The sequence below is a fragment of the Achromobacter sp. Marseille-Q4962 genome (assembly GCF_943737005.1).
Taxonomy (GTDB): Bacteria; Pseudomonadota; Gammaproteobacteria; order Burkholderiales; family Burkholderiaceae_B; genus Achromobacter.
This window is the reverse complement of the sequence record NZ_CALSFU010000012.1, coordinates 139101-156979: the sequence shown is the minus strand read 5'-3', so window position 1 is coordinate 156979 and position 17879 is coordinate 139101. Positions and strand designations below refer to the sequence as shown.

Genomic DNA, 17879 nt, shown 5'->3' with positions numbered 1-17879 from the left:
TAATTGAGGAGCGAAAGCCGGCATGCCTGCGGCGCGCCGACACGCCCTAACGCCAGGCTTGCGGTTCCAGCGTGACCTCGCCCTTGTCGGCGGACAGGTACAGCACGCCGTCGGCCACATTGGCGTTGAGCCGCATGGTGCGTTCGGCCAGCGCCGCCAGCGCGCGGGTCTGTTCCGAGGGCAGGTTGACCACCCGCAGGTTGCGCGCGCGCTCCACCTTGTTGCGCACGCCGTCCCACCAGATCCGGCTGGCCGAGCCGCCGTAGCAGTAGATGATGACTTCCTCGGCCTTGCCGCAGGCGCGCAGGATGCGGCGCTCCTCGGGCTGTCCCACCTCGATCCAGCGGCGCACGGCCCCGGTGAGGTCTTTTTCCCAGAGGTCGGGCTCGTCGGTTTCGCTCAGGCCCTTGGTGAAGGCCAGGTCTGCGCTGGCGTGGAGCGCGTAGGCGGCCAGCCGCACCATCATGCGCTCGTCCGTTTCCGAGGGATGGCGGGCCACGGTCAGGGCATGGCTGCCGTAATAGTGGCGGTCGGTGTCGGCGACGTTGAGGTCGGCCTTGTAAATGGTGGCGCGCAGGGCCATGGGCGAATCCGGCGGAAAAATATGGGAAGGCGGCAATGATACCGCCCCCGGCCGGCGCTACACTGGCGCCACCGCCCCGACGCGCTGCCCGCCATGACCGCTACCGCCGCCCTGCTCGCCTTTGCGCTCGCCGCCGCCGTCCTGACCGTGACGCCCGGCCTGGACACCGCCCTGGTCTTGCGCACCGCCGCCATCGAAGGCGGCCGCCGCGCCCTGATGGCGGGCCTCGGAATCTGCACGGGCTGCCTGCTCTGGGGCGTGATCGCGGCGCTGGGCCTGGGATCGCTGCTGGCGGTGTCGCGCAGCGCCTACGACGTCCTGCGCCTGTGCGCGGCGGTCTACCTCTTTTACCTGGGCGCGCGCCTGCTGTGGCGCACCCTGCCCGGCCGGAGCGCGGGCCCCGCCGCCGCGGCCGGCCCCGTGCCGGTGCCGGCCGCGCGCGCGGAGCGCGCGGGCGCGTCCGGCTGGTTTCTGCGCGGCTGCCTGACGAACGCCCTCAATCCCAAGGTGGGCATTTTCTACGTGACCTTCCTGCCCCAGTTCATTCCCGCCGGCGCCGACGTGCTGTCGTTCAGCCTGCTGCTGGCCGCGGTCCATGCCGCCCTGGGCGTGGCATGGTTCGCCGTGCTGGTGGCCGCGACCCGCCCGCTCGCGCGCTGGCTGTCCCGTCCGGCGGTCATGCGCGCGCTGGACCGGCTGACCGGCGGCGTGTTCATCGCCTTCGGCCTGCGGCTGGCCCTGGAACGGCGCTGAATCGCGCCCCCGTCCGGCCGCCCTGTTGCCTATTGCACCGGCAGCCGGGCGGCCCGCACCACCCCGGCCCATTTGGCGGTTTCCCGTTCCGCATAGTCGAAAAGCGCCTGCGGCGGGCCGCCCACGATCTCGTCGTTGCCGATGGCCATGAGCCGCGACCGCACGGCGGGGTCCGCCAGCGCCTCGTTGAAGCAGCGATTGAGCCTGTCGATGAGCGCGTCCGGCGTGCCGGGCGGCGCCACGATGCCGCCCCAGGCCACGCCCTCGAAGCCGGGCAGCGCGCTTTCGGCCACCGTGGGCAGGTCCGGAAACTGCGGCGAACGCCGCAGGCTGGTGATGGCCAGCGGGCGCAGCTTGCCGGACCGGATGTGGGGCGTGATGCTGATCGTGTTGTCGAAAATGGCGTCGACCTGGCCGCCGATGACATCCGTGGTGGCGGCGGGGCTGCCCCGGTAAGGCACGTGCACCATTTTCAGCCCCGACGACTGAGCCAGCAGCTCGCCCGTCAGGTGGCCGGAAGTGCCCTGCCCCGGCGAGGCGTAGGTGACCTCGTCCGGATGCCTGCGCGCGTAGTCCACGAACTCGGCGAGGCTGCGCACCGGCATTTCCGGATTGACCGCCAGGATATTGGCCACCTTGAGCACGAAAACGACCGGCTTGAGTTCGCGCGGGTCGTAGGGCAGCTTGGCGAAGGTGCTGCGGTTGATGGCCAGCGTGACGTTGTTGGCGTAGCCCAGCGTATAGCCGTCAGGGGCGGCGCGGTATACCTCCAGGATGCCCGCGATGCCGGAAGAGCCCGGCTTGTTCTCGACGACCACAGGCTGGCCCAGGCGCCTGGCGGCTTCCTGCGCCAGGAGGCGCATGACCGTGTCGGGCGACCCGCCCGGCGCGGAGGGCACGACGAGCCGCAGCGGCCTGGAAGGAAAATCCTGGCCGTGGCTGGCCGGCGCGAGCAGCGCGGCCGCGGCGGCGCACAGGGCGGCAACTGCGTGTTTCAGTCGGTATGGCATGGATTCCCCTGGGCGGTTCTACGTCTGCGTGCTGCATCGTAAACGCCCATGAAACACATGATCCATTAATGTTTACCCTGAACTGTTTGTTCCACAAACAGGCTGGCGGCGCTTCCTGGCGGAGGCGTCTGCCCAGGACAGCCGCAAAGACGGAAACGCCGCCGGCGACGCCCCGAAAGACGCGCGCCGGCGGCGGGGAAGCGCGCCCTTCAATACACGCCGATGGGATGCCGGGCCACGAAGTGCCCCTCGCCCACCTGCGCCAGCGGCTGCACCACGGGATCGTCGCCCACCTTGCGCACCGGACTGGGAATCTCGTCGACCAGCAGCGAGCGCTCGCGGTGCCGCCGCTGCGGATCGGCGATGGGAACCGCGGCCATGAGCTTCTTCGTGTACGGGTGCTGCGGGTTCTCGAAGATGGCGCGGCGCGGCCCGATTTCCACGATCTGGCCCAGGTACATCACGGCCACGCGGTGGCTGATGCGCTCCACCACGGCCATGTCGTGCGAAATGAAGAGGAACGACACGCCCAGCTCGCGCTGCAGGTCGAGCAGCAGGTTGACGATCTGGGCCTGGATGGACACGTCCAGCGCCGATACCGACTCGTCGGCGATCACCACCTTGGGGTTCAGCGCCAGGGCCCGCGCGATGCAGATGCGCTGGCGCTGGCCGCCGGAAAACTCGTGCGGATAGCGGTCGATCATTTCGGGCGCCAGGCCGCATTTGTCCATGAGCCAGCGGACCCGTTCCTGGGCCGCCTTGCCGCGCGCCACGCCGTGGATGAGCAGCGGCTCCATGATGGAATAGCCCACCGTCATGCGCGGATCGAGCGAGGCGAAGGGGTCCTGGAAAATGAACTGGATGTGCTGGCGCAGCGTCTGCATGGCCGCGCCGCGCAGCGAACCGATGTTCTTGCCGTCGAACTCGATGGTGCCCGAGGTGGGCTTGACCAGTTGCAGCAGCGAGCGGCCGGTGGTGGTCTTGCCGCAGCCCGATTCGCCCACCAGCGACAGGGTTTCGCCGGGATAGAGATCGAAGCTGACCTTCTCCACGGCGTGCACGCGCTGGCGCACGCGGCCCAGGATGCCGCCCGCGATGTCGAAGCGGGTGGTCAGGTCGCGCACCTTCAGGACCGGGCCGTGCTCGCGGCGCACCGTGCTGCCCTGCGCCGGCGCGGCGGGAGCGGGCTGCGCGCCTTCGGCCGCCTCCTCCACGCGCAGCAGCGGGAAAGGCGCGGGCTCGCCGGTGCCGTGCATGGCGCCCAGGCGCGGCACGGCCGACAGCAGCGCGCGCGTGTAGGCATGGCGGGGCTGCGCGAACACCTCGTCGCAGCCGCCCTCCTCGACCTTGTCGCCGCGGTACATGACCAGCACGCGGTCGGCCACCTCGGCCACCACGCCCATGTCGTGCGTGATGAAGATCACGCCCATGTCCATTTCTTCCTGGAGCTGGCGGATAAGCTGCAGGATCTGCGCCTGGATGGTCACGTCCAGCGCGGTGGTGGGTTCATCGGCGATGAGCAGTTGCGGCTTGCAGGAAAGCGCCATGGCGATCATGACGCGCTGGCGCATGCCGCCGGAGAGCTGGTGCGGATAGCGGTCCAGGATGGCGCGGGCCTCGGGGATGCGCACGCGCTCGAGTATGCGCAGCGTTTCGGCGCGCGCGGCCGCCGCGTCCAGCCCCTGGTGCAGCTGCAGCGCCTCGGCGATCTGGTTGCCGGCGGTGAAGCTGGGGTTCAGCGAGGTCATGGGCTCCTGGAAGATCATGGCCACGTCGGCCCCGCGCACGCGCTGCAGCGTGGCGTCGGGCGCCTTGACCAGGTCCAGCACCTCGCCGCTGCGGCGGCGCAGCAGGATGTCGCCGTTGACGATGCGGCCGCCGCCGTATTCCACCAGGCGCATCAGCGCCAGGGAGGTGACGGATTTGCCCGAACCGGACTCGCCCACGATGGCCAAGGTTTCGCCGCGGTTCACATGAAACGATACGTCGCGCACCGCTTCCACGACGCGCTCGGGGGTCTTGAAGCGCACGGTCAGGCCATCGACCTGCACGACGCGTTGGGAATCCATTGTTGCCATGTCGAGGTTACTTGTCTTGTCGCGGATCGAGCGCGTCGCGCAGGCCGTCGCCCAGCAGATTGAAGCCCAGCACCACCAGGAAGATGGCCGAGCCGGGAAAGAGGGACATCCAGGGCGCCTGGGTCATGAAGTTCTTGGCCGTGTTCAGCATCGAGCCCCAGGACGGGTTGGGCGGCTGCAGGCCCAGGCCCAGGAACGAGAGGCTGGCCTCGGCGATGATGGCCGTGGCGATGGTGATGGTGGCCTGCACGATGAGCGGCGGCATCACGTTGGGGAACACGTGCCGCGCGATGATGCGCAGGTCGGAGGCCCCCAGGGCGCGCGCGCTCTGCACGTAGTCTTCGCTCTTGACGGCCAGCACCTGCCCGCGCGTGAGCCGGATGAACTTGGGCGCGGCCGACACGCCGATGGCGATCATGGCGTTGGTGAGGCTGGGCCCCAGGAAGGCCGCCAGCGCGATGGCCAGGATGAGGAACGGAATCGCCAGCAGCGCCTCCGTCGCGCGCGAGATGATGCTGTCGGTCCAGCCGCCGAAGTAGCCGGCCGCCAGGCCGAACGGCACGCCCGCGACGAGCGCGATCAGCACCGACACCAGGCCCGCCATGAGCGAGGCGCGCGCCCCGTAGACCATGCGGCTGAAGATGTCGCGGCCCAGTTCGTCGGTGCCCAGCCAGTAGGAGGCCGAGGGCGCCTTGCGGATGGTGGTGAAGCTGGTCTGGAACGGATCGTGGTTGGCCACCCAGGGCGCCAGCAGGGCGATGACGACGAAGAACAGCACGATCGCCAGGCCCAGCATGGCCACGCGATTGCGCTTGAATTTGCCCCAGGCGCGGCTGCGGCTCCCGGGCGGCGTGACGGCCTGCGCCGTCGGAGAAATGACGCTCATGAATGCCTCAGGCGGGGATTGACCAGGATGTAGAGAATGTCGGCCAGCAGGTTCATCAGGATGAAGCCCACCGCCACGCAGAGCACCACGCCCTGCACCACGGCGTAGTCGCGGGTGAACACCGCGTCCACCACCAGCTTGCCGAAGCCGGGAATCGTGAAGACCTGTTCCGTGAGCACGGCCCCGGCCAGCAGTTCGCCGAAGAGCAGCGTGACCAGCGTCACGATGGGCATCAGCGCGTTGCGCAGCGCATGGCGCAACACCACCCGGCGCGGCGACACGCCCTTGGCGCGCGCCGTGCGCACGTAGTCGGCCGACAGCGCCTCCAGCATGGCCGAACGGGTGTGGCGCATGAGATAGGCGGCAATGGCGGTGGACAGCACCAGCGAAGGCATCAGCATGGTCTTGATGGACAGCCAGAAGTCCTCGGCGGGCGACACGTAGCCCGAGGCCGGCAGCAGCTTCCATTGCACCGACACCACCATGATGAGAATGATGCCCAGCCAGAAATTGGGAATCGACATGCCCGACAGGGCCGCGATGTTGGCCCCCATCTCGATGGGCTTGCCTTTGCGCACGGCGGCGATGATGCCCATGGGTATGCCCACCAGCAGCGCGAAGAACATGGCCATGGCGGCCAGTTGCAAGGTGACGGGCAGCTTCTGGCCGATGAGCGTGGTGACGGGCACGTCGGTGCGCAGGGACTTGCCCAGGTCGCCCTGCAGGACCTGGCCCGCCCAGGCCGCATATTGCACCGGCAGCGGATCGTTCAGGCGGTATTTCTCGCGCAGGTAGTCCAGCACGGCCGGGTCGCGCTCTTCGCCGGCCAGGGTCAGCACCGGGTCGCCCGGCAGGATCTTCTGCAGCATGAAGACGATCATCGACACCAGTATCAGTGTCGGTATCGCGACGATCACGCGGCGCAGGATGAGTTTAAGCATGGGGAACAACCGTCAAACAAGCGCGGCAGGCCGGCGCCGGATGCGCCGCGCCTGCCGCCGGGAACGGGGGCCCTGGCGGGCCCCCGCCTCACTTCTGGGCCAGGCTGACGCCCTTGAGCCGGATCATGCCGTCGGGATAGGGCGTGAAGCCCTTGACCTTGCGCGACAGCGCGAACGGCCACGGCTGGTAATACGTGTAGACGCCCGGCAGCTCGTCCTGGATGATGGCCTGGGCCTGGTCGTAGATGGCGCGGCGCCTGGCCTCGTCGGTGACGGTGCGCGCCTCGTTGAGCAGCTTGTCCACTTCGGGGTTGCAGTAGTGGGCGTCGTTCAAAGCGCCCTTGCAGGTCACGAAGGCATGGATGTTGCCGTCCGGATCGACCCGGCCCGACCAGCCCAGCATGACCGCCTGGAAGTTGCCGCCGGCCGATTCCTTCTGCAGGGCGGCGTATTCCGTGGGCCGCAACGACAGGTCGAAGCCTGCCTCGGACGCCATGGCCTGCACCATTTCGGCCACCGACGAGGTGGTGGTGTTGTTGCCGAACATGAGCTCGGCCTTCACGCGCTCCAAGCCGGCCTGCTTGAGCAGCGCGCGCGCCTTGGCCACGTCGCGCTTGGTGACCGGGAACTTGTCGCTGTGGTAGGGGCTGGCCGGCGGGAACGGCTGCTGGGCGGGCTGGAAGATGCCGCCGCCGATCACCTCGTTGATGGCGTCGCGGTCGATGGCGTACTGGAACGCCTGGCGCACGCGCTTGTCCTTGAACGGATTGTCTTCGGCGCGCTTGCCGTTGGCGATGTTGAACATGAACTGCTGAAAGCCCAGCCCCGCCACCGGCGCGAACTGCAGGCTGGAATCGCCCTTGACCTGCGCGGCGTCGGAGGGGTTGAGCCGCTCCAGCATGTCCAGGTCGCCCGCGCGCAGGTTGGACAGGCGCACGGTGGTGTCCGGAATGGGCAGGAAAGTCACGCGCTGGAAGGCGTAGTCCTTGGCGTCGTAGTACTTGTCGAACTTCTCGAGCACGATGCGGTCGTTCTGCACGCGCTCGACGAACTTGTAGGGGCCCGAGCAGACGGGCTTGCGTCCCACGGCGGCCACGTCGTCGGTGAAGGTCTTGGGCGAGAGCATCATGCCGGCGCGGTCGGAAAGCTGCGCCAGCAGCGTGGCGTCGGGCTGCTTGAGCGTCAGCACCAGCGTCTGGGGATCGGGCGCTTCCACCTTCTCGATCGAGCGCAGCTCACCCTTGCGCAGGCTGTCGGGCAGCGTCATGGCGCGCTCCAGGTTGGCCTTGGCGGCGGCCGCGTCGAACTTGCTGCCGTCGTGAAACAGCGCGTCGGTGCGCAGCTTGAAGGTCAGCACCTTGTTGTCGGGGCTGAACGTCCACGAGGTGGCCAGTTGCGGCACGAAATGCAGCTTGGGATCGATGTCGACGAGCTTGTCGCACAGCGACGTGAAAACGATGCGGCCCACATAGGTGCGGGCGCGATGCGGGTCCAGGATGTCCGGGTCTTCCTGCAGGCCGATGCGGAAATTCTGGGCGCAGGCCGCGCCCGCGGCCAGCGCCAGCAGCGCGCCGCCGAAGGTGAGGGTCAGGCGTTTCATTATGGAGTTTCCCCTTGTGGTGCACGGACCGCGGCCCGCCGAAGCGGACCGCGGAGAATGATCAGAAGCCGACGGCCTGGCCGTCGCGGCGGCTGTCGCTGGCGGCCACATAGCCCAGTTCGTTGTCGCTTTCGGACATGCGCCAGATGAACTGGCCGGCGCCGAAATCCATGTACGGATCGTCGACCGACTTCAAAGCATGCCCCAATTGCCGCAGGCCGGCAACGGTGCCGGCCGGCATCGAGGTTTCGATATCGAGCGTGAAGTCGCGGTTGACCTTCCAGCGCGGGGCGCAGCACGCGGCCTGGGGCTGCTGGTGGTAGTCGAGCATGCGCACCACGGTCTGCAGGTGGCCCTGGGGCTGCATGTCGCCGCCCATGACGCCGAAACTCATGACCGGCTTGCCGCCGCGCGTGAGGAACCCCGGGATAATGGTGTGGAACGGCCGCTTGCCGCCTTCGACCACGTTGGCCGACTTGGGATCCATCGAAAAGCCCACGCCGCGGTTCTGCAGGCTGATGCCCGTGCCCGGCACCACCACGCCCGAGCCGAAGCCCATGTAGTTGGACTGGATGAACGAGATCATCATGCCGCTTTCGTCGGCGGCGGTGAGATAGATGGTGCCGCCGGCATGCGGGCGCCCCGCCTCGAAATGCGTGGCGCGGTCCAGGCGGATCAGCTTGGCGCGGCTCGCCAGGTAGGCGTCGGAGAGCATCTGCTCGGGCGTGACCGCCATGGCGCGCGGGTCCGCCACATAGCGGTACAGGTCGGCGAAGGCCAGTTTCATGGCCTCGATCTGCACGTGCTGCGACTGCACGGAGTCCACCGGCATGCCGGCCATGTCGAAATGCTCCAGGATGCCCAGCGCCATCAGCGCCGCGATGCCCTGGCCATTGGGCGGGATCTCGTGCAGCTCGTAGCCGCGGTACGACTTGGAAATGGGCTTGACCCAATCCGGACGGTAGTTGCGCAGGTCGTCCAGCGTCATCGCGCCGCCGCACTCCTTGCTGAAGGCGGCAATGCGCTCGGCCAGCTCGCCTTCGTAGAAGTCGCGGCCCTTGCTGGCGGCGATGCGGCGCAGCGTGTAGGCGGCGTCGGGGAAACGGAAATGCTCGCCCACCTTGGGCGCGCGGCCTTGCGGCATGAACGCCTGGGCATAGCCCGGCTGTTCGCTCAACTCGCTGGCGGCGGCGGCCCACTTGTGCGCCACGACCGGAGGCACGGCGTAGCCGCGCTCGGCGATTTCGATGGCGGGCTCGAACAACTGCTCGAACGGCAGCTTGCCCAGCTTCTCGTGCAGCGCGGCCCAGCCGGCCACCACGCCGGGCACCGTTACCGCGTCCCAGCCGCGCTTGGGCTGGATCGCCAGGCCGTTGGGGCCGGTGCCGTACTTGCGCTTGAAATACTCCACATTCCAGGCCGCCGGCGCCACGCCCGAGGAATTCAGGCCATGCAGCTGCTTGCCGTCCCAGACGATGGCGAAGCAGTCGCCGCCCAGGCCGCAGGAAACCGGCTCCACCAGCACGATGGTGGCCGCCGCCGCGATGGCGGCGTCGACGGCGTTGCCGCCCTTGAGCAGCATGCGCAGGCCGGCCTGCGCGGCCAGCGGATGCGAAGTGGACACCACGTTGCGGGCAAACAGCGGGATGCGCACGGAGGGATAGGGATTGGCCCAGTCGAAGGTCTTCATAGGGGTCTCGCAATGCAAGCCGGAAAGGGGAAGCCAGGGACGTTACTCTCGTGATTTAATTAAATCAATTTGAATTTTTGTTCTGTCATTTAAAAAATTCTTATGAGCACGATCCGCTTTTTCCGGACGTTCCTGGCCGTCGCGCACCATGGATCGTTCTCCGAGGCCGCCGAGCAGGTCGCGCTCACCCAGGCGGCGGTGAGCTTCCAGATGCGCTCCCTGGAGGCCGAACTCGGGCGCGAGCTGTTCGACCGCAGCGGCCGCCTCGCCATTCTCAATGCGGCCGGACGGGAGTTGCTTCCAGAAATCAAGCAGTTGCTTGATTTATACGACCGAATGAAGCTTCCGCGCACGGCCCCCGGTGAACTGGCCGGCTCGGTGTCGGTAGGCAGCATCGTCTCCTGCATGGGCACGCTCTCCAAGGTTGTGTCGGGCCTGAAGAAACGGCACCCCCGGCTGGACGTGCGCGTGCTGTCGGGCAAGGCCAGCGAACTGGCGGGCAAGGTCGAGGACGGCGAGCTGGACGCGGCCTTCCTGGTGGAGGCCGGGCGCAAGATGGCCAGCACGCGCTGGGTGCCGCTCTATGAAGAACCGCTGGTGGTGCTGGCGCCGCCCTCCGCCCCGGGCGCGGACGTGCGCGAGGTGCTGACGCGCAATCCTTTCCTGCGCTTCGACCGCACGCAGCGCACCGGCCTGCAGATCGACCGCCTGCTGCGCCGGCTGGGCGTGGCGCTGAACGAATTCCTGGAACTCAATGCCATCGAGACCCTGGTGGAGCTGGTGCGCCAGGAGGTGGGCGTCACCCTGCTGCCGCTCATCAATGGCGCCAACTGGCAGGCCAGCCCCGCGCTGCGCATCCTGCCCTTGCCGGCCGATCTGGGACCGGCGATGCGGGCGGTGGGCATGCTCGAACGCCGCGAGCATGCCCGCCAGGGCATCACGGCCGCCATCTGCGCCGAATGCGCGGCGGCCTTCCAGGCGCGGGCGGCGCAGGCCTCGGCCTGAACCGCCCGCGCCGCCCGCGCGTCAGGCCAGTCCCATGGCCGGGTCGGTCACCGAGGGCTTGCCCGTTTCCACCCGGCCCGCGAAACGGCGCAGATAGGCCGGGTCTTCCGCCAGGCCGACGCTGAAGTCGTACCAGCCGCCGCTGGCCGCCAGCGCCCAGTGCTCTTCCACCTGGGCGCCGGCCGGCACCGTGAATGTCCAGCGCTCGTGGTTGGCGTAGTACGCGTTGGGCGTGACGACGAAAGTGCAGGCGGCCGTGCCGGTATTGATGAAGCTCGCGTACACGTTGCCGTTGGCCACGTCGTAGCAGACGCGGATCTCCGGCTCCAGGCCCGCCGCGCGCGCCAGCGACAGGTCGCCCGCGAAGTGCCGGTGGTAGCCGTTGGGGCCGAGCACCCACAGATCGTACTTGCCGCCGTCGCCGGCCGCGTCCCAGCTGCCTTCGAGCTGCTTGCCCGGCTCCACCGTGTAGCGGCGCGGCAGCCGGTCCAGATGCAGGCGGTCGTACACATGGAACACCGCGCCGGCGCGGCCGCTGTTGGCGAAAACCAGCCACATGGCGGCCGAGCCGGCCTGGGCGCGGCCGCTGGTGTGCAGTTCGTAGGGCAGCGGCCGCGAATAGCGCACCCCGGTTTCCTGCACGGGCCGCGCCTGCGCCGTCGCGTCGGGCAGCGGCACCGCCGCCAGCGCCTGCTGCGCGGCGCGCAACTGGTCGGCGCCGGCGCGCGTCAGCAGGTTCAGGTCGGGCAACTGCTCGTTGTTGGGCGTGGCGAAGTTGAAAGCCGAGGTCAGGTCGCCCAGCACGGCGCGGCGCCAGGGGCTGATGTTCTCCTCGCGCACGCCGAAGCGGGCCTCCAGGAAACGCAGCACCGAGGTGTGGTCGAACGCCTCGGAGTTGACCCACCCTCCCCGGCTCCAGGGCGACACCACATACATGGGCACGCGCGGCCCGGGGCCGTATACCCGGTTGTCCGCCGGGTCCTGCGCCGAGGCGCGGGTGTGACGCTCGAGGTCGGTGGCGACCGTGGACGCCCCGGCCTGCGAACCGTCGGGGTTGATCGAGGGCGCGGCCGGCGGCGGCACGTGGTCGAAGAAGCCGTCGTTCTCGTCGAAGTTGATGAGCAGCACCGTCTTGCTCCAGACTTCGGGGTTGGCGGTGAGCGCGTCCAGCGTCTCCTGGATGTACCAGGCGCCCTGCACGGGGCTGGATGGCCCCGGGTGCTCGGAATACGTGGCGGGCGCCACGATCCACGACACTTGCGGCAGCGCGCCCGCCATGACGTCGTCGCGCAGCGCCTGCAGGAAGCCGCCGTCGGGCATGGTGTTGGCCACGCCCTTGTAGAGCGGATTGGAAGCGTCGGCCGCGGGAGTCCAGGCCGGGTACGGCGCGCCGCTGGCCTGGTTGCCGGCCTGCGCGTTGGCGCGGCGGTACTGCTGGAAGCCGGCCAGCGGGTTGTCGGTGTAGTTCTCCGGCAGGTTCTGGTAGAGCTTCCAGCTCACGCCGGCTTCCTGCAGCCGCTCGGGATAGGTCTTCCAGGTCCAGCCGACGGACGGATCGCCCAGGTCGTCCCACTGGTTGCGGGTGGACGGTCCGTTGCCCTCGCCCAGCGGATCGTTGGTGCCGGTCCAGTGGAACAGCCGATTGGTATTGGTGCCGCCGTGATGCGAGCAATGGTAGGCGTCGCACAGCGTGAAGGCCTCGGCCAGCGCGAACTGGAACTCCACTTCCTGCCGCCGGTAGTAGCCCATGGACTGGTTCTGCTTGTAGCGCGGCCATTGGTGCATGCGGCCGCCGTCCCAGGCCATTTGCGCGTCTACATAATCGTGCGGAGTGCCCGACACGCGCTGCGCGTTGCCCTGCGTGCTGTCCAGGTGGTAAGGCATGACCACGCGCGTGCCGTTGTGCTGCTCCCATACCGAGCGGCCTTCCGGCAGCGGAATGGTCAGCCGGTCGCCGAAGCCGCGCACGCCTTTGTAGGTGCCGAAATACATGTCGAAGGAGCGGTTTTCCTGCATCAGGATGACCACGTGCTCCACATCGTTGATCGTGCCGGTGCGGTTGTTGGCGGGAATGGCCAGCGCCCGGCGGATGGCGGGCGGGAACGCGGACAGCGCGGCGGCGCCGGCCGCGGACAGCGCAGTGGTGCGCAGGAAGCGGCGCTTGCCGGCGTGGACGGAATCTTTTTCTGACTTCACGGATGCGATTTCCTGTGTGGCGGATGGTGGGCCGTTGCGATCAGGGCGCGCAGCGCAGCTCGGGCCTGGCGGGCGGCTGCGGCTGCGGCGTCTCGGGCTGCGAGCCGTTGTCGGGAGGCGGCGTGGCGTCGTCGTCATCGCCGCCGCAGGCCGCCAGGGCCGCGGACAGCGCCAGCACGGCGCCGGCCCGCAGCAGGCGGCGCAGGATCAGGGAGTGGTTCATGGCTTGTTTCCTCGGTGCTTCAGGGAAAACGATGGGGGAAGGGAAAATCTCAGGGCAGCAGCGCGGACACCGACTTGCCCGATAGCGCGAGCGACTTGACCTCGTCCGGCGTGAGCGCGCGCGACCAGAGCGCCAGGTCGTCGAAATACATGGTGGAAGGGCTCTTGTCGTAGCTGCAGCAGGCGTTGTAGGTGCCGCGCCCGTCTTCGTTCAGGCCCAGGTGCGGCCCGAAAACGCCGGCCACCTTGCCCAGGTCCACCGATCCGGTGGAGACGGAACGGCTCATGAAGCCCAGCTCGGCGTCGTACACGTAGGCGCTCAGCTTCTTCGCGGCCTTGTCCACCGTCATCGCGATGTAGACCGGCTTGTTGGCCGTGAACTTCAGACCGTTGATGTCCACCCGGCCGCTGCCGCCCAGGTTGAAGCGCAGCTCCGCGCCCGCCCATTGCGCAATGGTGATGCCGGGGTTGCCGCCGCTGTTGTAGTCCTTGTTGGACACGATGGGCTTGTCGTTGCCCACGCCGTCCGACTGGTACCAGAAGCCGATGGTGAAGGCGGACAGCGTGTCCAGCAGGCCGGCCGGGTACTCCAGCCGGAAGGCGCCCATGGCGGCGGTGCCGCGTTCGTTCTTCAGGGATTGCCCGAAGATGCCGGGGTCGGCGTAGGCGGGCGCCTGGACGCCGTCGTAGGGCAGGATGCCGCCGCCTCCGGCGGCGCGGTCGTCCAGCGAGCCCTCGAACGGGAACAGCAGGGTCAGTCCGTTGCGCAACGAATCCAGCAAAGGCACCGGCTTCACATAGTTCACGGTCGCGCGCGCCGAGGCCGACGAGCCCGCCGCCGAAATGCCGTAGTTCAACGTATGCAGGCCGTCGGTGTCGAAAGAAAAGCCGCTGTCCTCGTACGAACCGGCAGTGCCGGGCAGGCGCGCGACCTCGGCGCCGTCGCGCGTGATCGCGATTTCCCGCGGCGGCTGTCCCACGCGCGTCCACGAGAGCGCCACGGTCTTGTTGTCCATGGACGTGCGCGCCAGGGCTCGGCGCAGGGCCGTCTGGCCGCCCAGCGGCGCGCCCGCGAGGTCGTACTCCGCGGCCGCGGGCAGGGCCTGCATATGCGCGAGAATGGTCGGCGCCACGTCGGCCGCGCTCGGCAGCCCATACCAGCCCGGATCCCACTGCCCGTCCACCGCGCTGTCGTCGGCGCTCGCGCCCAGCATGGCGGGCAGGCTGGCGCCGATCAGCACGGTCTTGTTGGACGCGAGCGGCAGGCCGTCCGCGGTGCCGGTCTTGCCCAGGCCATGGCTGCTGGCCAGCACCAGCAGCCAGTTTTCCTCGGGATGCTCGGCGCGGCGGGCCGCCACCTGCGCGTACAGGGCTGCGACGGACTCGTCGGTCTTCTTCAGCGTGGCCTCATAGGCCGCGCCGAAGCCGTTCTGCGCGGCCGCGCGGCCCGGCGCGCCGAACTGCGCCAGCACGACGTCATAGCCCTCGTTGATGCGGTCGCGCGCCTGCGCGGCCACGCAATCGTCCACGCCCGCGCAGTCGGTGAGCGCCTGCAGCGAGCCGGCGTCCCGGTCCGCGCCGGCCAGCGCGGCCACCCGCGACGAGTGAAAGGCCGCCCCCAGGCGGGCCTGCGGATGCGCCGCCCTGATGCGCGCAAACAGCGAGTCCGCCTTGAGCGCCTGGTTGTCCGCGTCGGACCGCACGCCATGGCGGTCGGCCCACAGCCCCGTGAGCAGCGTGGCCCAGCCCGGCAGCGCCAGGGTGGGCTGCTGCGTGGCTTCTCCCGTCACGCCGCCGGTCCAGCCGCGCGACACCGTAAACTGCGCCAGACCGGGCAGCGCCTGGGTCCCCATGCCCTGCCGGTAGGCCGGATAGGTGAGCCCGTCCACGCCGATGAACAACACCTTGGATACCGGCGCCGCGGGCTCGGTGACGGGCGGCTGGGGCGCCGGCTGGGCCGATTCCTCATCGTCGCCGTCCCCGCCGCCGCAGCCGGCCAGCAGGCTGGCCGCCGCCATCGTGGCGAGCCAGCGTTTCCAATTTCTGCTTTGCATGCTTCTCCCTCGCGCATACTGCTGGTTATGACGGATGCCATCATCGGGGCCGAAGGTGAATCCGCCATGAAACCAAGCGGAGATTCGTTGATCGAGGGATCAGGTTTTTTGCGGCCAGGCTGCCGCGGCCGGAAAAAAGCCCCCTCTGCACGCAGAGGGGGCCGCAAACCCCGCGACGCGGCGCGCAGGCCGCCGCGCCCGCCCCGGATCCGGGACGGGGGCCGCGCTAGGCGCCGATCTTCACGCCGGTGAGATAGCCCACCGAGGCGCCGAAGCCGTTCTTGTAGTTGGCCTTGACCAGCGGCTCCAGCGTGGGCTTGACCACCGAATGCACGCGGCCCCAGTCGGCCGCGTGCTGGAAGTTGCTGGTGATGTAGGTCCAGCCGTTGATCTCGTCCACCGCCTGCAGGCCGGTGGATTCGGCCGCCACCGGGCACGACAGGATGCGCGACAGCGCCTTGGTGTCCACGTTGTAGGCCCACAGGAAGTTGTTGACGTGGCCGCCGCTGTCCTCGCCGATGAACAGCGTGCGCAGTTTCTCGGAGAACTTGAGGTTGTCGGGGTTGGAGATGCGGTCGGCGTTGTGCGTGTTGCCCAGCGCATCGCGCGAGGCGAGCACCTCTCCCACCAGCTCCGGCACGGCGGCCATGTCCACGGGCACCCATTCGCTGTCGATGGCCTTGCCCGACGTGTCGGCCTGCCCGCCCTGCAGGTGGAGCTGGTACACCGCGCCCGCCGAGGGGCCTTCCACCTTGAGGTCGGGCGACGAGCCGTCGGTCATGGACGCCTCCACGCGCGACATCGCGCTGTAGGCGATCTTGTCCTTGATGTTGACGGTCGTGCCCTCCATCTTGGTGAACGCCAGCGTGCCGCCCACCAGCGCCGCGTAGCGGTGCGTCTCCAGGAACGCGGCGGCCTTTTCCCGGCCCCGCACCACGCGCACCCAGTTGTCCTTGCCCGAATAGCGGATGCGGGTGTAGCTCGCGTCCAGCGGGTCTTTGGTGGCCACGTCCATGATGTCGGGCGCGGTGAGCTGATCGGCCAGCGCCTTGATCTCGTCGCTGGTGGCGTGGCCCAGGTTGATCCACTTCAGCGCGCCCGCGCCGGGGCCCGCGCCCGAAGTCTGCGTCCACTTGGCCACGTACAGCGTGCCCGAGGAGAGGTCCGCCTTGCGGTCGGCCACGAACATGAACAGGCCGCCGTTGGTGGCGTCGTCGCCCATCAGCGCGGTGCGCTGGTCGGGCATGACCTGGATCAGCTCGTGCGAAATGCGGCCCATACAGTAATGCTTCTTGATGGTGCCCGTGCCGTCGGGATTCACCACCACCTCGGGCAAGTGGCCGTAGTGGTACGGATTGGCCTTGGCAGCGTCTCCGTACAGGTTCTTGCTGAACGCCTGGAACGACGCCTGCGTGGGCGCCACAGTGGCGTCGGGCTCGTACTCCTCGCTGGACAGGTGCGTGTTCCAGGGCGAGAGACTGGCGCCGCAGGTGATCCACAGGCCGTGCACCGACGAGGTGTCGACATTGCTGTACTTGACCAGGCTCAGCTTGCCGGTGGCGGGGTCTTGCGCCAGCGTCAGCACCGCGATGGGCGACGGCAGCAGGCCGTACATGTCGCCGCCCGCCTGGTCCATGGAAAGGTATTCGAATTGCACCACGGCGAACAGCGTGTTGCCGTTCACGCCCTCGACCTTGGGATCGGGCAGCGCCAGCAGCGACATGCCGTCGGGACAGTTCGAGAAGAACTGGCGCACCTGGCCGGCCACGGAGTTGTCCATGATGGGCGCGTTGTTGATGTCGAAGTAGCCGCCGGCCACCATGGCGCCGCCCTTGCCGTCGGGCACGCTGTCGCCCGTCATGAAGAACGGCTCGTAGCCCAATTGCACGGTGCGCTGGCTGCCGTCGCTGAAATTCAGCACCATCGACGAGCCCACCGTGGTGGTCGCCATGGCGGCGGGATCGGACAACGAAGGCGCGGCCATGGCCACGAACGAGGCCGATGAGAAGGCCGCGGCGGGCGGCCTGGTCTCGTCGTCGTCATCGTCGCCATCGGAATGACAGCCGGCCAGCAGCGCGCTCAGGGTAACGCCGCCCAGCGGCAGCATGGGTGCGCCCCCCAGCATCTTGAGTAGGCGTCGGCGATTGGCTTGCGTAATGTCTTGCATGCGGGTGTTCCCTTGTAGGAATGGAGGTGCGCCCTTCCGAATCCGGGCGTGGCCGCATGCTAGAGAGCCGGCGTTTAAGGTTCATGACAGTGCGCAGTGCCCGATTGAAAGCCCGCGCCGCCGGCTCGCGCCATCGGCGTGTCATGAAACGCGGCTATCGTGCTGCGCTTTCTCCTTTTCTCCACGCACCCGCCTTGCCTCGCATGATCGCGCTGCCGCGTCCCCGACTGCCCGACGGCCCCCGCGCCGCGCGCGCCTGCGCCTGCCTCGCGCTGGCTGCCGGCCTGGGCGTGTGGGGCGCCATCCTGCCCGCGCCCTCGCCCGGCCTGCCGCCGCCGGCGCTCGGCGCCCCCGCGCCGCGCGCCGCCGACAACGGCGCGGTCGCGCTGTGGTTCGGCAAGGACCAGGCCATCTCCACGCAAATCTCGGTGCTGGGCGTGATCGCAGCCGGCCCCGAAGGCGCCGCGGTGCTCAGTGTGGACGGCGGGCCGCCCGTGGCCGTGCGCGCCGGCGCCGAGGCCGCGCCCGGCATCGTGCTGCGCCGGGTCGCGCCGGACGCCGTCCTGGTGGAACAGGCCGGGCGCCAGAGCCGGCTGGCCGCGCCCGAAGCGCCCGCCGCGCCCGGCGGCATCATGCAAGCCCCGCGTTAGCGTTGCTGTCATATTTCAAGACCAGAATACGGCGCTCCATCCAG

The 17879-nt window shown here is 68.9% G+C and carries 14 protein-coding genes; 3 read left to right on the top strand and 11 right to left on the bottom strand.

Features of this window, described 5'->3' with window-relative positions; translation table 11 throughout:
- Positions 1–46: 46 nt before the first annotated feature.
- Positions 47–583: a YaeQ family protein gene (locus tag NGJ44_RS12720; RefSeq protein WP_251864140.1), complete on the bottom strand. Its 537-nt coding sequence runs from the start codon at positions 581–583 to the stop codon at positions 47–49.
- 93 nt (positions 584–676) lie between these two features.
- Here NGJ44_RS12720 and NGJ44_RS12715 point away from each other — a divergent pair, with 93 nt between their 5' ends.
- Entirely contained in the window at positions 677–1336 is a 660-nt protein-coding gene (locus NGJ44_RS12715; RefSeq protein WP_251864139.1) for a LysE family translocator, read from the top strand.
- A gap of 29 nt (positions 1337–1365) precedes the next feature.
- Here NGJ44_RS12715 and NGJ44_RS12710 read toward each other — a convergent pair whose 3' ends face one another.
- From NGJ44_RS12710 to ggt, 6 genes are all read right to left on the bottom strand, one after another.
- A complete protein-coding gene (locus NGJ44_RS12710; protein ID WP_251864138.1) occupies positions 1366–2346 on the bottom strand; it encodes a Bug family tripartite tricarboxylate transporter substrate binding protein in 981 nt (326 codons plus the stop codon).
- 209 nt (positions 2347–2555) lie between these two features.
- On the bottom strand, positions 2556–4415 hold the full coding sequence (locus NGJ44_RS12705; protein WP_251864137.1) for a dipeptide ABC transporter ATP-binding protein: 1860 nt from the start codon (positions 4413–4415) through the stop codon (positions 2556–2558).
- Between the two features lie 16 nt (positions 4416–4431).
- Positions 4432–5310: an ABC transporter permease gene (locus tag NGJ44_RS12700; RefSeq protein WP_251864136.1), complete on the bottom strand. Its 879-nt coding sequence runs from the start codon at positions 5308–5310 to the stop codon at positions 4432–4434.
- Entirely contained in the window at positions 5307–6251 is a 945-nt protein-coding gene (locus tag NGJ44_RS12695; RefSeq protein ID WP_053245367.1) for an ABC transporter permease, read from the bottom strand. Before NGJ44_RS12695 ends, NGJ44_RS12700 begins: the two co-directional genes overlap by 4 nt.
- A gap of 88 nt (positions 6252–6339) precedes the next feature.
- Positions 6340–7851, bottom strand: a complete 1512-nt coding sequence (locus tag NGJ44_RS12690) for an ABC transporter substrate-binding protein (RefSeq protein WP_251864135.1) — start codon at positions 7849–7851, stop codon at positions 6340–6342.
- 61 nt (positions 7852–7912) lie between these two features.
- Positions 7913–9541 carry a gamma-glutamyltransferase gene (ggt, locus tag NGJ44_RS12685; RefSeq protein ID WP_251864134.1) on the bottom strand — a complete coding sequence of 543 codons (1629 nt, stop codon included), beginning with the start codon at positions 9539–9541 and terminating at the stop codon, positions 7913–7915.
- 102 nt (positions 9542–9643) lie between these two features.
- On the opposite strand from ggt, the gene NGJ44_RS12680 reads away from it, so the two are divergent.
- A complete protein-coding gene (locus NGJ44_RS12680; RefSeq protein ID WP_053245366.1) occupies positions 9644–10546 on the top strand; it encodes a LysR family transcriptional regulator in 903 nt (300 codons plus the stop codon).
- A gap of 21 nt (positions 10547–10567) precedes the next feature.
- Here the strand turns inward: NGJ44_RS12680 and NGJ44_RS12675 are convergent, their stop codons facing one another.
- The 4 genes from NGJ44_RS12675 to NGJ44_RS12660 all read right to left on the bottom strand — a co-directional run bounded on the left by NGJ44_RS12675 (position 10568) and on the right by NGJ44_RS12660 (position 17185).
- Positions 10568–12742: a phosphocholine-specific phospholipase C gene (locus NGJ44_RS12675; RefSeq protein ID WP_251864133.1), complete on the bottom strand. Its 2175-nt coding sequence runs from the start codon at positions 12740–12742 to the stop codon at positions 10568–10570.
- Between the two features lie 40 nt (positions 12743–12782).
- Positions 12783–12965: a hypothetical protein gene (locus NGJ44_RS12670; RefSeq protein WP_251864132.1), complete on the bottom strand. Its 183-nt coding sequence runs from the start codon at positions 12963–12965 to the stop codon at positions 12783–12785.
- A gap of 49 nt (positions 12966–13014) precedes the next feature.
- On the bottom strand, positions 13015–15018 hold the full coding sequence (locus NGJ44_RS12665; protein ID WP_251864131.1) for a LamG-like jellyroll fold domain-containing protein: 2004 nt from the start codon (positions 15016–15018) through the stop codon (positions 13015–13017).
- A 226-nt stretch (positions 15019–15244) separates the two neighbouring features.
- Positions 15245–17185 carry a PhoX family protein gene (locus tag NGJ44_RS12660; RefSeq protein WP_251864130.1) on the bottom strand — a complete coding sequence of 647 codons (1941 nt, stop codon included), beginning with the start codon at positions 17183–17185 and terminating at the stop codon, positions 15245–15247.
- 203 nt (positions 17186–17388) lie between these two features.
- Here NGJ44_RS12660 and NGJ44_RS12655 point away from each other — a divergent pair, with 203 nt between their 5' ends.
- Positions 17389–17835, top strand: coding sequence for a general secretion pathway protein GspC (locus tag NGJ44_RS12655; RefSeq protein ID WP_251864152.1), 447 nt, complete (start codon positions 17389–17391; stop codon positions 17833–17835).
- Positions 17836–17879: the final 44 nt, after the last annotated feature.